Source organism: Jeotgalibacillus sp. R-1-5s-1, from assembly GCF_004405105.1.
In the GTDB taxonomy this organism is placed as follows: domain Bacteria; phylum Bacillota; class Bacilli; order Bacillales; family Jeotgalibacillaceae; genus Jeotgalibacillus.
The window spans coordinates 93,277-108,010 of the sequence record NZ_SORW01000046.1; the positions used below are offsets into that span (position 1 = coordinate 93,277).

The window sequence follows — 14,734 nt, forward strand, 5'->3', positions numbered from 1 at the left end:
TTACAAATCAGTTCATAAAAAAACACCTTTCTTTGATGTTGATTTGGTCGCTTAACATCGAATAAGAAAGGTGTTTTTTTGGTAAATAAATTTAATTAAAGATGCGTTTGCTGTTCAAAAACTTTAGTTACAGGGTGAAATGAATTGTTTTCATTACAGTCGGTCTTGCAAAAACTGTTTAATTAAATTTGCGCTTGTTTTCAAATCTTCTTCTAATGGGAAATGTCCAGTGTTCAATAAATGTACTTCGCAATCATTAATATCCCTCTGAAATGCTAAAGCACCTTCAGGTCCGAAAAACATATCATTTTTTCCCCATATAGCTAGTGTAGGCGGCTGATATGTTCTGAAAAATTTCTGCCAGTTTGGATACTGTTTTACGTTGTTTCTATAGTCATATTGCAAAGCGAGTTGTATTTCGTCATTTCCGGCACGATCCAAAACAAACTGGTCCATATTCCAAGCGTCCGGACTAATATGCTCAGGTTCACGAGTACCGTTTGTATATTGATGCTTTGTAAAGTCTGCCGATAAAAGGAATTTGATATTATCCTTATTTTCCTGGTTAGGATTTTCCCAATATGTGCGAACAGGGTCCCAGGCTGACATTAAACCCTCCTCATAGGCATTTCCATTTTGGGTTACAATGGCCTGAATGCGCTCAGGGTGTTCGCATGCCAGCCTGAACCCTACTGGAGCACCATAATCGTGTACGTAAATACTGAATTTCTCCAAGTTTAATTGCTCGACAAACTCATTCATGAGAAGGGCATAGTTACTAAACGTGTATTCGAATTCATTTATTTCTGGCTGGTCGCTATTCCCGAAACCTGGATAATCTGGTGCTACAACATGAAATTCTTCCATTAATTCCGGTATTAAGTTTCTATACATATGCGAAGAGGAAGGAAAACCATGAAGCAACAAAATGGTTGGATTTTCTTTTAGACCGGCTTCTCGATAAAAGATATTAACACCCTTAACAACAACTTTTTTGTGATTTACTAACATATTACCACCTCATAAATTTGAATTTTGAACTCCTAAAAGAGTCGATTGAATTTAGAGCACCCTATTCACAAGCCTTTAAACTAAATTGTATAACCATTAAAATTCTTTTTAGAAGTTACAAAAAACAATACATTAATTTTTATAACTTGTCAAAAAATTTTTAGTGGTTATAATTATGGAAGAGGTGATAAGTATATGGATAAATCAATATTAACTTTAGGTGGACCTTCGTGGATAAACCTTGTCAATACAATTTACATCTCTAATAAACAAGAGATTGATATTTTAGCTAATGCATCAAGTGTGCTCCAATGGATGAAGGAAAATAATCTAGTGCGAGAGTCTGATGTATTAGCTTTAGAAAAAAAGAAATTATTAGATTCATTAATCGTTGAGCTTCAATCAACCCGTACTCTTTGTAACACCATATTGTCTGAGATAGAACAAAATAGAAAACTTTCGCTACGTACAACCAATAAAATAAAAAGTGCTGTTGAGAAATTGCAGGGCAGCCTAACCATTAATTCTGAAAGTGAAAAGTTGAAAATAACATTCCAAGGAAAAACAATTGAAGATCACATAATGTACGGCATTATGGATTCCATTATTAATACTTTTGAAAACACCTCTCTTGAGCGTATTAGGAAGTGTAATCATGAAGAATGCAGACTCTATTTCGTTGATACATCTAAAGCAGGAAAAAGACGTTGGTGTAGCATGGAGTTGTGTGGAAACCGTAAAAAAGCAGCAGAGTTTTATTCGAAGAAAAAGAAAAAGTAATCCTGGTAACATTTTATATTTAAAGTAAGTTAAAAAATAGAACCACATCCGGTTAGTAGGTGATTGAAAAGATAGGTAAAATGATGCGAAAAGTCCGTGAGAAATCTTCTCACGGACTTTTTTTTGGCTGTATTTATTAAAATGTTTTGGATGATGAAATGAAAAAGCGGGATGGGAACGTTTTCTTATATTACTAACGACAAACAGCCAAACTTACTATCTTAGTCATCAGTCATGACCTTTCGAAAACATATAAACGTAAACAATGCTGCACCGATGATCCAAGCAGTGAGTATACCTAATGGCATCCAAAAATTATTATCGTACAATTCGATTGCTTGCATAATAGGGAACGTATTCGTGGTTCTAATGATAATACTGTCTTCCGCAAGCTGAAATGTAGCAATCATTGGCGTGAAACCAAACAGGAACATGACTGGCATCAAATAACCGGATGTTGCTGCAAGCGATTTTGAAAATAGCCCAATACCGATCCCTACTAAAAGAAAGAATAGGAACATCAAAATAAGTCCAATGATCGCCCTGAAGTTCATAAGCGGTTCAATACCCACGATCATTAGAGAAACCATTAGAGAAATAGCTGTGATAATCCCTGTAACCAGACTTTTCCCAATAATGATATCCAATAGCGAAGCAGGAGATTGTATCAAACCTCTCATTGTGTTCTTCTCATTTTCTTCGGCTATCATGCTCATCATGATACCTGATGTAACCATTGAAAAAGTTGCCCCGGCAATTAAATATAGAAAAGCAATCGGAGGCTCCCCATCAACAGTCAAGGAGTAGATTAACGCGAGTAAGATATTACTTACTGGTAACATCAACAACGCTATATTTCTCGGCAAATCTTTTAAGTCTTTTTCAAAAATAGCATGTATCCGTTGAACACTCATTATTCTAGCTCCTTTCCAGTTACCTTTAGAAAGATCTGTCCAAGTGTCGGATTATCCGTATGCATGGCTTTGATTTCTCCGTTTGCGATCAGGTCTCTGATTTGATCGGCCTGATCCGGCTGATTATCAATGACTAATCGATTGCCTTTAAAGGTTTCCACATGAAAAGCGTGTGTGGAATATTTGTAGCGAAGTGAATTCGGACTGTCTAATTCCTGCAGTTCTCCGTTATGCAAAAACGCAACACGATCACATAACTCAGTCGCTTCCTCCATATTATGAGTAGTCAAGAAAATGGTTGTGCCTGCTTCATTCAGTTTTTGCAGTCCACGGTGAATATGTGCCATATTTCCAGGATCCAGAGCAGATGTTGGTTCATCTAGAAATACCAGTTTAGGATTGTGAATAAGCGCTTTGGCCAGCAATACTCGCTGTTTCATTCCTTTTGACAGCGTCGACACTATTTTTGAACGTTCATCATGCAAATTAACTTCTCGCAGTACCACATCGATTTGCTTCAGCGGCGCACCATATAATTTACAAAATAGTTTCAAATTATCATAGATGGTCAGTCGCTCATATAACGAGCTGTTATCTGATAATATTCCGACTTGCGATTTGAATGCTGACGATCCAAAATTTTCCGAATCAATACCCAGTACTTTAACATCACCAACAGTTTGTTTCAGCTCTCCGGTCAATACCTTAACAGTAGTTGTTTTACCTGAACCGCTTGGACCAAGAAATCCGAAAATCTCCCCCTGCTTAACATTAAAACTCACTTTATTAATGGCGGTATGCTCACCAAAAATCTTCTGCATGCCTTTTACTTCGATGGCATTTTCCAACTAAAACACTCCTTTCGACGATTTCCTTCATCGTAATGGAATGAATGGCTGGATGCAGTCATATCAAGCCGAAATGTACTGAAAGAAGATTGAATCGTACTTATATCAAGTTAAAATATCATTTAAAAAACCTTCCAGATAGGGTGAACTGTACCTATTTCAGGTTTAATTTTTCCTGGATATCCTGAATTTTGGAACGGGACAGAGGAATAGTTGACTGAACCTTATTGCTAATCCTGAGTGAATACGAGTTTTTCGACCACGTAATGATTTCACGTACCTTTTGCAGATTCACGATATAGGAGCGGTGACAACGATAAAATCCGAAAACCTCTAATTTCTTGTTTGCTTCAGCCAGTGTGTCTTCCATCGCATATGATTCCTCATTGATCATAATCATCGTCTTTCCATCCTGACTTTCGATATAATCGATCTCTGTCGGATCAAATAGAATCATTTTATCTCCTACTCTTGCTGGTATCTTAAATAGATTTGCAGCAACTGGTCCTCTGGGACTTTCCAATTCAGACTGTATAGAGGTGTCTTCAACTTCACCTTCATCAGCTTCAACTTCCTGCAAACCATCCTGCTTAAGCTTATACACACGATCTCCAAGTAAAACGGCATGTTCCATGCTGGACACTAAAATAAGCACAGGTATCTGTAGATCCTTTATTTTTTGAAGCATATTAATAAAATTATTAACTGTTATAACATCTACGCCGTGTATCGGTTCCTGGAACACCATTTTCTTATAACCACTTATAAAATATTTAGCAAAGTAGACTCGTCGAATTTCAGATTCTGAGCATTTGTCCAGAGCTTTCTTTGCACAAGTATGCAGTTCAAACTCCACGAGAATTTTAGGTAATGGCATTTTACAATTGAACCATTTTAGAAAAAAAGCGATATTATCTTCTACTGACAGGCGCATGTATAACCCCTCCTGCAGATCAAATATCGGTATATTTGTATTCCTGCGTAGGGTGTTCACCAATTCAGCCTGTAAATCCCCATCACTGTAAATTGACGTTGCCTGTGAGTCGTTGATGGTAAGAGTAAATAAAGGAAGCGACTCACTACCTATTATTTTTTCGTCTATTGTAAAATGTGACATTTTCCCAGTCCTTTCTATTACATTAAATTATAATAAATGGATGGCAACAAATATCATTTCGTTATGATTCTACAACTTAGTAGTTTCATTCAATAAAAGGGCGTTATCACATAGATTTCATTTTCAGCTTAACTGCAGCTATGACTTCTGCATCTCTTAATTCTACTCACTAAATGCTGAATACTCAATTTATTTAAAAAGCAAGGCTTTTTTCCCTTCACTAACGCTGCATTTTTAAAAGACACAATTCCCCGGTAAGGAATTGTGTCTTCGTTTGTAAGTGCATTTTCTTTCCATTAAACCGGCCGAGCGATTTATCAATAAAAAACATAAAAGAGTTAAAAATCGAGAATTAATTTTCTTCTAATCTCTCAACCGCTATTTCTGCGGCTTTGGCAATCAGTTCATCATCATACTCGGCATCAGGTTCTTCACGACTGGAAAGTATTGAAAGAATGATAGGCTCCTCATCCGGTGGCCAGATGACAGCAATATCGTTTCGAGTTCCATATGAGCCTGATCCGGTTTTGTCTCCGACTATCCATTCTTCCGGCACACCTGCCCGAATCAGGTTATCTCCCGTAGTATTTCGTATCAGCCAGTCATTTAGCATCTCCCGCTTCTCCTCAGAGAGAACGTCACCAAGTGTGAAGGCCTGCAGACTCTCAGCAAGTGCTTTAGGTGTACTTGTATCGTTCGTTTCTCCAGGCTCCACATCGTTAAGATCAGGCTCGATACGCGCTGGTTCTGTGACATCATCTCCTATTTCTCTTAGTACCTCCTTAAATCCTTCAGGCCCTCCGATCGCCTCAAATATAAGGTTGGCAGCTGTGTTGTCACTGTAACGGATCGATGCATCACTCAACTCCTTTAGAGTCATTCCTTCATCAACAAACTCTTCAGTAACGGGGTTATAATTCACTAAATCTTCTTCTGTAAAATTGATACGTTCATCAAGTTCTTCCATTGATTTCTTCTTCAAAAGTGCTCCTACAGCCAACGCCTTGTGTGCAGATGCATATCCGAAGCGTTCATCTTCATTGTAGGCAACAGATTGGTTGTTGCCTGTATCAAGCGCATAAACGCCTAGTTTTGTATCATACTCCTTTTCAAGGTCTTCAAAACTGGAATTCATTGTCGCTTCTTCATTTTCTTCGTTTTGATCAGGTTCATTTTGACTGTTCAAACAACCTCCAAGAAACAAACTCCCTAGCATCACTGTTCCTAAAAATCTCCGCATTGAAAAACGTTTCATAAGAATCCTCCATTTGAAAATATTTATTAACCACTTCACCTCAAAAACTTGACTACAATTGTAGTCCGATATTACAATTGTAGTCAAGTTGTTTTATTTTATTTTTGAGTTCAACTTTTCTCAAAAGACTGATTGGAAGATAAGAGATGAAACTATTAATAGACCCTAAGTGTCATTTGAGGTTGAAATAATAACATTCCACCCTTTATTCGGTACATTTGGGCTTCATATAGTTACTGTTCACGGGATTTTCACGACATTTCCAATGATCTTTTATAAGCTGAGTAACAGGTAGATAGCGTAGATAAAAGACGTGCCTCCATGAGTCAATTCATAAGAAAAGGAGTTGACAAAGGATTTAATCCAGATCGGGCATTGATCAAAAACGTTCGAAAAACACGGCCTTAAAAGATATTCTTATCTGTATCAGTGAAGAAGAAATCCTGGCTCTCTTTCCCTGCAGACTAAGGTAGAAGTTTAATAAAACATTTATTAACAAATTAGGAGTTGTAACGAGTAGCAGCGGGGTATAGGAAGTATTAACGGTTTAAACGAATTTGTCTGCTTTTGCTCGTTCACTGAATGCAAGTAACAGAAAAGTTTTGGATAATCAATTCAAGGAGTGATAAACATGTTTGGTAAGAAAAATGATAACAGGTTTGTTGAAAAATCAGTGCAGCATTATCAGTTCGGGATGATCTTAGTACTCATCGATACAGAAACAGGTGTCCATTACCTGCATACCTGGTCTACACAGGGAACTTCACTTACACCATTACTAGATGAAAATGGTGATGTGGTTATAGAAAAGGATTTCAATTAATATCTTTACCATCAGGTGATAGAAACCTGGACAAAACCTGTCTATAGTAAAAGGCACCCTAACAAAAAGTGTTACGCTACCTATCGCAAACATTAAAAAATGTAAGCAAAAACGTCTAACAAATTGTATGACAACCTGTTAGACGTTTTTGCTTAAAGTTACTATACTTAGGAATTAAATGGATGCTAATTTAATTTCCATTAATAAAAAAGAGTATTCTGTCACATCTCACTATTTCAGTATGTCTTTATTATCGTTTTATGCGATTAGTTTCTGTTGAATATTGTAAATAACGCCATTAAACTCACAAACATATCTTTATATCACTTATATTGATAGGCTGAAGTGATTACCTCATAAAGGGAGGGGAAATTTTGATTTTATCTCAAATGCTAATGACAGTCGGACTATCGGCAATAACTATTGCTGTGATCTTTCTTGTGCGTCATTTCCGCCTGTCAGCCTCCTGGCGCTATCATCTTTGGTTTTTACTTATCGTCACTCTTACGTTTCCCTTTTTACCAAAAGGGTGGATTTCATTTAGCACATATATAAACTTAAGAACCGAGACCCCGGTGCCATTTGCACCGCCTGAAATGCCCGAAACGAATTCCGGTTTTAACGGGAATTGGACGCAAGACTTCGGTATATCAGTCAATCAATTGGACTATTCAAATTTTAATACAATTTTTCTCATTATCTGGGTAGCCGGTATTATTATTTTCAGCTTTTGCTTTTTCCTATCTTATTTGAAATTGAATCAAATTGTAAAAACAGCGCAGCGTGTAAGAAATACAGCTATTAATGCGCTATTCGAATCCTGTAAAAATGATCTTGATATGAAGAAAAACATTTCATTATTAGTGTCGTCGCACATTCGATCACCGTTAATCTTTGGATTTTTCAAGGTAACGATTTTGATACCTAAAGAGTTAGAGCAGAAAATGTCACTGAAAGACCTAAGATATGTGATTCTTCATGAATTGCAGCATGAAAAAAGCTACCATACAAAGTTTAACTACCTTTTTCTTTTGTACCAGGTTCTATACTGGTTCAACCCATTCGTCTGGCTTGCATTCAAAGAAATGCGGTTGGATCGGGAGTTAGCCTGTGACGATGCAGTTCTCCATTCTCTAAACGATGATTCTTATAAAGCATATGGTCATACTATTCTTTCTTGTTATGAACGACATCCTGATTTCTTAACAATCACTAATCATCTGGCAGGTTCCAAAAAACAAATAAAGAAAAGGATCACCCATATTGCCTTATTCAGCAGAAATTCCAGTAACAGACTTATAAAAAGCAGGATACTTTTTGTTGTCACTACACTGTTTATTTTTATGCAACTGCCCTTATTCACACTTGCCTCTGAAAATGAAGATTATTATGATATAAAGGATCAAAAGGTTATCACTGAGGACTTAAGCTCTTATTTTGACAAAGAGGACGGAACCTTCGTTTTAACAAGCCTGAAGGATAACAGATATCGTATTTACAATGAGCAGAAAAGCAGATTGAGAGTACCTCCTAACTCGACTTATAAAATTTACAGTGCTTTGATTGGTCTTGAAGAGAAAGCCATAACGCCTAATGATTCTTCGTTTAAGTGGAATGGAAAAACATATGATTACCAAGAGTGGAATAGAGATCAGACTCTATATTCCGCAATGGAATATTCCGTTAACTGGTACTTTGAGATTCTCGATGGGAGGATTGAACAAGATAAAACTGCCATCTATCTGGATCAGTTCGGTTATGGAAACAAGGATTTGTCAGGTGGAACAGGTCAATATTGGCTTGAGTCTACCTTGAAAATCTCTCCTTTTGAACAGGCTAAATTACTTCGCAATCTGTATACAAATGAACAAAATTTTAACCCGGTAAATATCGAAACTGTCAAATCAGCACTAACACTTGAAGAAAACAGCAGCTCAAAGCTGTATGGAAAAACCGGAACAGGTGTCATTAACGGGGATACCGTGAATGGGTGGTTCATTGGATTTGTGGAAACCAATGATGATACGTGGTTTTTTGCTACAAACATTGATACTGGCGGTGGAAGCAAAGCTGCAGAAATTACACTGTCGATACTAAAAGATAAAGGTTTGTATTAGAATAAATTGTCCAATGCTGCTTTTATGGCTGAAGATTGGAGGAATGAACATGTCAAAAGAAATGCCGAAAATTACTGAAGCAGAATGGCAAGTGATGAAAGTACTTTGGAAGAAGTCGCCCCTAACAGCGAACGAGGTTTACAGCGCTTTAAAAGAACACGAAGGTTGGAAGCCGAAAACAATTCGCACTCTTCTTGACCGGCTAAATCACAAGCAAGTCATTACAGTTAATAAAGAAAAGCGCGTATACACCTTTGCGCCACTCTACTCTGAGCATGAGTGCCAACGTGCTGAAACAAAATCTCTGATCAACCGGATATACGGCGGGATCACTAAAACGCTCATCGTCCAATTTATTGAAGATGAAACGTTAACAAAAGAAGAAATAAAAGAATTAAAGGAAATACTCGACAAAAAAAGTGATTAGAACGGTGCCTTTCGTGAAGTTATAAACTTCCGAAGGATTGAGTTATAGCGTTAATATTTTTTTACTATTCTTTCGCTGATTGGAGATGAGAGCTGACGGCACTTGTGAAAAAATACAGGCGTCAGAATCGGCATCGGATTTTGCAAAGCCTAAATGATACAACAATACTTTACACGGGGTTAAGGCTATTTGTTGATTACCAAACAAGATGTCTTTTTTTAAAGGTTTTGCATGTAGCCGATCTGGATTGACTGGATTTCAAGTGATCATCTTACCTCATGGAATTTGATACGCGTTTTTGTTAACACAAAGCCTAAGCTTTTATTAATTCAAAATCATAGACTTAAACTTGGCCACTAGTGTTGCACTAATTAATTCTTAATATTAATAAGACTCAACATCTTCACTTACTTATTTTAACGCAAAGAAAAAGTCCTTTATAATGGATTAGTCAGGTGGTAACCCGTCCAAATCCATTAATAAAGGACTCACGCATGAACAAGATTATAAGAAAAATGTCATTTTGACAATGGTTTTCTTCATTCAATGTTCAATATACATCTAAACGTCTAAGCCAAGATTTCTAGTTCGTTTCGCCAACCGAATGATTCAAAATATACGTCCCCATGATTCACTCTCCACCAACCGATCCGCAATCCCCCGGTTCACTTCAACCTGCCCTCCAAGAGAATTAAAGCCGCTGCAAGCACGAATGGTCAACGTCAGCATCTCTTCACGCTTTTCACCATCACAAACATTGCAGACGAGCACCCGTGAAATTCGCTCGGCATCCCAAATTGCACTTTCTAAATACGATCTCGTCAAATCCATTTTCATCGTTTCTTTTTCTTCTCCGTTTTTCACTACGGCCTTTTGCGTTCTGAGCACTGCTGATTCTGCAGCAAATAGTGTTATCGCAAGGTCCGCCAGATTCATCAGTGCTTCCTGCTCATTTACTAAGGTTTCACCGTACTTTTCATATACTAGTCCCGCATTAACTAAGAACAGGTTCCGGATCGTTTCAACTGCCGCCCGCTCCTGTGCCAGGCTGCCTTCAACACGTGAAGGGTCACGAAGTGCGCTGAAAGCCTCCTGCACCTTACTTGCCAGGTCCACTTCCCCCTTCATTACTTTCCGGAAAAGATGAGTCGGGATGAGCAGGCGGTTGATTTCGTTTGTACCTTCGAAAATCCGGTTGATTCTTGAATCACGGTACATCTGTTCAATGCCGTATTCTTTAATGAATCCGGCACCGCCGTGCAGCTGCAGCGCTTCATCGACGACATAATCGAGCGTTTCTGAGCCGAACACTTTACAAACTGCACACTCCACCGCATATTCTCCCATCTGCTGGCCGATCAGTTTGCGATCGGATGACGTTGCCAGATTACCGAGCGCGTCCTCGATCAGGCTGGCTGTCCGGTATTGCAGTGATTCTGCTGCGTAAATGCGGGCAGCCATTTTCGCTACCTTTTGCTTTGTCGCAGGGAAGTCAGCGATCACACGGTTAAACTGCTTTCTTTCTTTTATAAATCGAATCGTCTTTTTTAATCCGGTTTTTGAAACACCTGTGCAGGCAGATCCGAGATTGAAACGACCGAGGTTCAGCACGTTCAGTGCAATCACGTGTCCCCTGCCGACTTCCCCTAACAGGTTTTCAACCGGCACAAAGCAATCTTCCAAAATCACGGACCGGGTAGACGAGCCCTTGATCCCCATTTTCTGTTCCTCAGGCCCAAGTGATAATCCCTTAAAATCCTTCTCCACAACAAACGCAGTAAAGTGCTGGCCATCCACTTTTGCATAAACAATAAAGGTGTCTGAAAAGACCGCATTCGTAATATAAATTTTCGTTCCGTTTAGCACGTAATGAGTGCCTTCCTCATTTAGTACAGCAGTCGTTTGAGCAGACAGTGCATCTGAGCCTGCATTCGGTTCTGTTAAGCAATACGCGCCGATCCATTCTCCTGAAGCGAGCTTTGGCAAATACTTTTTCTTCTGCTCCTCTGTCCCAAAATACGTAATAGGCAGCGTTGCGATACACGTATGGTTGGAATGCGCGACACCATAACCTCCTGCAGAACCAATCATTTCACCAACGATTCCCTTGCTGATTTTATCAAGCCCCAGCCCGCCATACTGCTCGGGAATGCTGTGAGCGAGAAGACCGAGATCCCCCGCTTTTCGCATCAGTTCCGGCACGAGTTCAAATTCCTGCTGCTCAATCCTCTCCACAAATGGTGAGACTTCCTTTTCGATAAACTGCCTGGCTGTCGCACCGATCATTCGATGCTCATCAGTAAAATCCTCCGGCGTAAAGATCTCGTCAGGATCAAGCGCTCCATACAAAAAGCTCGCTCCCCTATGTAACACAGTCCGTTTTTCCATTTCAAAAACCTCCCCTGAGTGGTCAGATTAGTCTTCGATTACACCTGCTGCATGAACGAGCAGCGTTTTAACAAACTGATCAAAATGAGCAAACCGGGCATCTTTTGTCTGTCCTTTTCGATAACGGAAATAAATCTGCTGGCAAATGACGGCAAGCTTGAAGTACGCAAACGTCAAGTAAAAGTCCATATCTGATACGTCACGACTGCTTTTCGCCGCATACGCTTCAATAAATTCCTGCCGACTCATGAATCCTTCCGTAATCGTCACTGAAGGTTTTCCTAATCCGAACTTTAACAATTTCGGATCATCGTGCTGAATCCAGTAGCTCATCGCCGCACCCAGATCAGCCAGAGGATCTCCAACCGTTGACATCTCCCAGTCAAACAGTCCGATCATTTCCTTCAGATCCCCACTGAACATCGCATTGTTCAATTTATAATCATAGTGAATCACCGTTGGCGGCTGGCTTTTTGGCATATTCGCCGTCATCCACACCTTCAGCCTCTCCGCTTCAGGTATGTCATCTGTTTTCGCACGCTCATACCTCCCGATCCAGCCGTGCACCTGTCTTTCCATAAAGCCGTCGGGGTTACTGATCTCAACAAGACGTGTTTTCGTATAATCAATCGCGTGCAGCTCCACCAGCCAGTCGACCATCGTGTGTGACAGCCCGCGACAGATCTCAGGCGTCACTTCGATCCCTTCCGGAAATGACGTATCGAGCACGATTCCGCGTTTACGCTCCATAATAAAAAACGGACTGCCTACAACGGATTCGTCGTCTGAAAACAGAATCGGCTCAGGTGCAGGTGAGAAAAGCGAATGAAGTTCTGATAAAATCTTAAACTCCCGGTTCATATCATGCGCTTTCGGAGCAACCGGTCCTAATGGCGGCCGTCTCAGCACCGCCTCCCAATCCCCAATCGCAAGCTGATACGTTAAATTCGAATGCCCTGCCCAAAACTGCTCGACAGTCAAATGTCCATCCGGCAGATCAGTCAGATTACGCCTCAGAAACGTTTCAAGGGTGCGAAGGTCGAGCCCTTCTCCTTCTTTTACCGCGATCGTATCCGCCTGCTTCATACCCGCTCACCCTCAGCGATCAAATGCTGCTCAAGCTCATGCCTCATATCATCCGGGATCGCCGCACTTCTCTGATTGGCAAAATCAAAATACACAACGACTGCTGTTCCTTCGGCAATTAACGTCCGCGTCTGTGCGCAGGTAACACGGTGTTCAAGCTGAAAGCTTTTTGTGCCAATGCGGGAAATATAGCTTTCGACTTTGAGCTTCTGGTCAAAGTATCCCTGACTCTTAAACTCACATTTCGTTGAGGCAATAATAAAGCGCCAGTCCTCCACGTTCATGCTGTAGCCGAGTGAGGCGATAAACTGTACCCTGGCTTCTTCGAAATAAATAAAATAACTCGTATTGTTCACATGACCCAATGCATCTGTCTCACAAAACCGAACCGTCACTTCATTTACATACATGTCATTCAACCCCTTATCCCTTAGTCACTGCTGCTTTCGAATAGTCATACCATCCCTTGCCTGTCTTACGGCCCAGCTCCCCTTTGTCCACTTTTTCAAGCACGCTCTGAAAAGGCCTGTCCTCAGGGTCACCGGTTTCCTGATAGCGCTGCTCCATCACAAACTTTGCGACATCAAGCCCTGATAAATCCATCAGCTCGAACGGACCAATCGGATGATTTAAGGCTTTTTTACAAATGAGATCGATGTCTTTAAAATCCGCGATCCCCTGCTCATACAGCGACATCGCTTCTTTTTGCAGTGCGCCAAGCAGACGGTTAGCAACAAATCCTGAAATCTCTTTTGTTAAAAGTATGGCGGTCCTGTTAATGACGCGGCATACCTCCATCGCAAGGGCAGCCGTTTCATCACTCGTCGCCTCACTTTTCACAACCTCCACACAGTCCATCACAAGCGGCGGGAAAAAGAAATGCATGTTGACGACTTTATCCGGACGCTTTGTCACATCCGCAATCAGGCTGTTGACGATGGTTGAGCTGTTTGTTGCAAATACGGTATGAGCAGGCGCATATGCTTCAAGCCGCCTGAATACTTCTCTTTTCACATCGAGCTTTTCTGTTACCGCCTCAATTACCAGATCTGCCTGCTGCACCGCTTCTTCAAGATCATTTGAAAAACGCAAAAGGTGAAACGCTTTCATTTTATCGTCCGCTGAAATCTTTTCTTTTGAAACCCAGCGATCCATAATGGTGTGAAGCTTAGATTCCGCCTCACATAATGCCTGCTCATTAATATCCTGAATCACTGTTTCGTATCCGCCGAGCGCACACAGCATGCCAATCTGATGACCCATACTGCCTGAACCAATGACCGTTACCTGTTTCACTTCGTTCATTCCTTTTCCTCCTTCGTACTAACCGGTTGGTATGTTGATTGTAGTAAAAAAGGAGAGATGCCTCTCCTACAGCTCCATTCCTTTCAGCAGCATATCCGTAAAAATACGCGCCACTTCCTCCTCAGACAGATCACCTTCAGGATTAAACCACTGGTAGCTCCAATTCGCCATGCCAAGCACCCCGAATGTCGCAATCGGCGGGTTTAAGTCCGGACGGAATTCCCCCTGATCAATGCCCTGCTGTAAAAGTGTCTCAATCGTTACGCGGAACTGATCCCGCTTTGGAATAATCTGAGCAAGCCGCTCTTCATTCAGGTTCCTCATTTCCCTGAAAAAAACCTTCGCACTGGCCCCTTGCGTCTTAATATTACTGATCAGCATATGCACCATGTCATACAGCTTCGTTTTACAGTTTTTCGATTCATCCTTCATAATACGCTCCTGCTGCGCCAGCAGATCATCAATATAGCGCAGCTGAATATCCATCAGCAGCTCTTCTTTACTCGAAAAATAATAATAAAACGTCCCCTTCGTCACACCATTGGCTTCCACAATATCCTGAATCGACGTTTCACTAAAACCCTTCTTCTCAAATAATCGTATGCTTTGCTCCGTAATTTTTTCCTTCACTGTCTTCACGCCTCTGTTTTTAAAAGTATGGCT

Annotated in this window: 14 protein-coding genes; 4 read left to right on the plus strand and 10 right to left on the minus strand. The window is 40.4% G+C overall.

The genetic code is table 11. The annotated features are described in order from the left end of the window. Positions 1–153: 153 nt before the first annotated feature. Positions 154–1,011 (minus strand): alpha/beta fold hydrolase, encoded by an 858-nt coding sequence (locus E2491_RS14515; protein WP_134376349.1) that lies wholly within the window; start codon positions 1,009–1,011, stop codon positions 154–156. A gap of 195 nt (positions 1,012–1,206) precedes the next feature. Between E2491_RS14515 and E2491_RS14520 the strand changes: the two genes are divergently transcribed. After that, a complete protein-coding gene (locus tag E2491_RS14520; RefSeq protein WP_134376350.1) occupies positions 1,207–1,791 on the plus strand; it encodes a CGNR zinc finger domain-containing protein in 585 nt (194 codons plus the stop codon). Between the two features lie 221 nt (positions 1,792–2,012). Here the strand turns inward: E2491_RS14520 and E2491_RS14525 are convergent, their stop codons facing one another. From E2491_RS14525 to bla, 4 genes are all read right to left on the minus strand, one after another. Continuing rightward, positions 2,013–2,705 (minus strand): ABC transporter permease, encoded by a 693-nt coding sequence (locus tag E2491_RS14525; protein WP_134376351.1) that lies wholly within the window; start codon positions 2,703–2,705, stop codon positions 2,013–2,015. Continuing rightward, entirely contained in the window at positions 2,705–3,553 is an 849-nt protein-coding gene (locus E2491_RS14530; RefSeq protein WP_134376352.1) for an ABC transporter ATP-binding protein, read from the minus strand. Before E2491_RS14530 ends, E2491_RS14525 begins: the two co-directional genes overlap by 1 nt. Before the next feature lie 154 nt (positions 3,554–3,707). Beyond that, positions 3,708–4,670 carry a response regulator transcription factor gene (locus E2491_RS14535; RefSeq protein WP_134376353.1) on the minus strand — a complete coding sequence of 321 codons (963 nt, stop codon included), beginning with the start codon at positions 4,668–4,670 and terminating at the stop codon, positions 3,708–3,710. Positions 4,671–5,022: 352 nt separating this feature from the next. After that, a complete protein-coding gene (gene bla, locus E2491_RS14540; RefSeq protein WP_134376354.1) occupies positions 5,023–5,925 on the minus strand; it encodes a class A beta-lactamase in 903 nt (300 codons plus the stop codon). Between the two features lie 631 nt (positions 5,926–6,556). On the opposite strand from bla, the gene E2491_RS14545 reads away from it, so the two are divergent. The 3 genes from E2491_RS14545 to blaI all read left to right on the plus strand — a co-directional run bounded on the left by E2491_RS14545 (position 6,557) and on the right by blaI (position 9,292). Next, a complete protein-coding gene (locus E2491_RS14545) occupies positions 6,557–6,748 on the plus strand; it encodes a DUF6440 family protein (RefSeq protein WP_134376355.1) in 192 nt (63 codons plus the stop codon). Between the two features lie 374 nt (positions 6,749–7,122). Next, positions 7,123–8,865: a BlaR1 family beta-lactam sensor/signal transducer gene (locus E2491_RS14550; RefSeq protein WP_134376356.1), complete on the plus strand. Its 1,743-nt coding sequence runs from the start codon at positions 7,123–7,125 to the stop codon at positions 8,863–8,865. 49 nt (positions 8,866–8,914) lie between these two features. After that, complete coding sequence (blaI, locus tag E2491_RS14555) at positions 8,915–9,292, plus strand: penicillinase repressor BlaI (RefSeq protein WP_134376357.1); 378 nt, start codon at positions 8,915–8,917, stop codon at positions 9,290–9,292. Between the two features lie 609 nt (positions 9,293–9,901). Here the strand turns inward: blaI and E2491_RS14560 are convergent. From E2491_RS14560 to E2491_RS14580, 5 genes are all read right to left on the minus strand, one after another. After that, complete coding sequence (locus E2491_RS14560; RefSeq protein WP_134376358.1) at positions 9,902–11,680, minus strand: acyl-CoA dehydrogenase family protein; 1,779 nt, start codon at positions 11,678–11,680, stop codon at positions 9,902–9,904. A gap of 27 nt (positions 11,681–11,707) precedes the next feature. Beyond that, complete coding sequence (locus E2491_RS14565; RefSeq protein WP_134376359.1) at positions 11,708–12,766, minus strand: phosphotransferase family protein; 1,059 nt, start codon at positions 12,764–12,766, stop codon at positions 11,708–11,710. Beyond that, positions 12,763–13,176, minus strand: coding sequence for an acyl-CoA thioesterase (locus E2491_RS14570; protein WP_134376360.1), 414 nt, complete (start codon positions 13,174–13,176; stop codon positions 12,763–12,765). The genes E2491_RS14565 and E2491_RS14570 overlap by 4 nt, the downstream gene beginning before the upstream one ends. A 13-nt stretch (positions 13,177–13,189) precedes the next feature. Continuing rightward, positions 13,190–14,071: a 3-hydroxyacyl-CoA dehydrogenase family protein gene (locus E2491_RS14575; protein WP_134376361.1), complete on the minus strand. Its 882-nt coding sequence runs from the start codon at positions 14,069–14,071 to the stop codon at positions 13,190–13,192. Between the two features lie 66 nt (positions 14,072–14,137). Beyond that, complete coding sequence (locus tag E2491_RS14580; RefSeq protein WP_134376362.1) at positions 14,138–14,701, minus strand: TetR/AcrR family transcriptional regulator; 564 nt, start codon at positions 14,699–14,701, stop codon at positions 14,138–14,140. Positions 14,702–14,734: the final 33 nt, after the last annotated feature.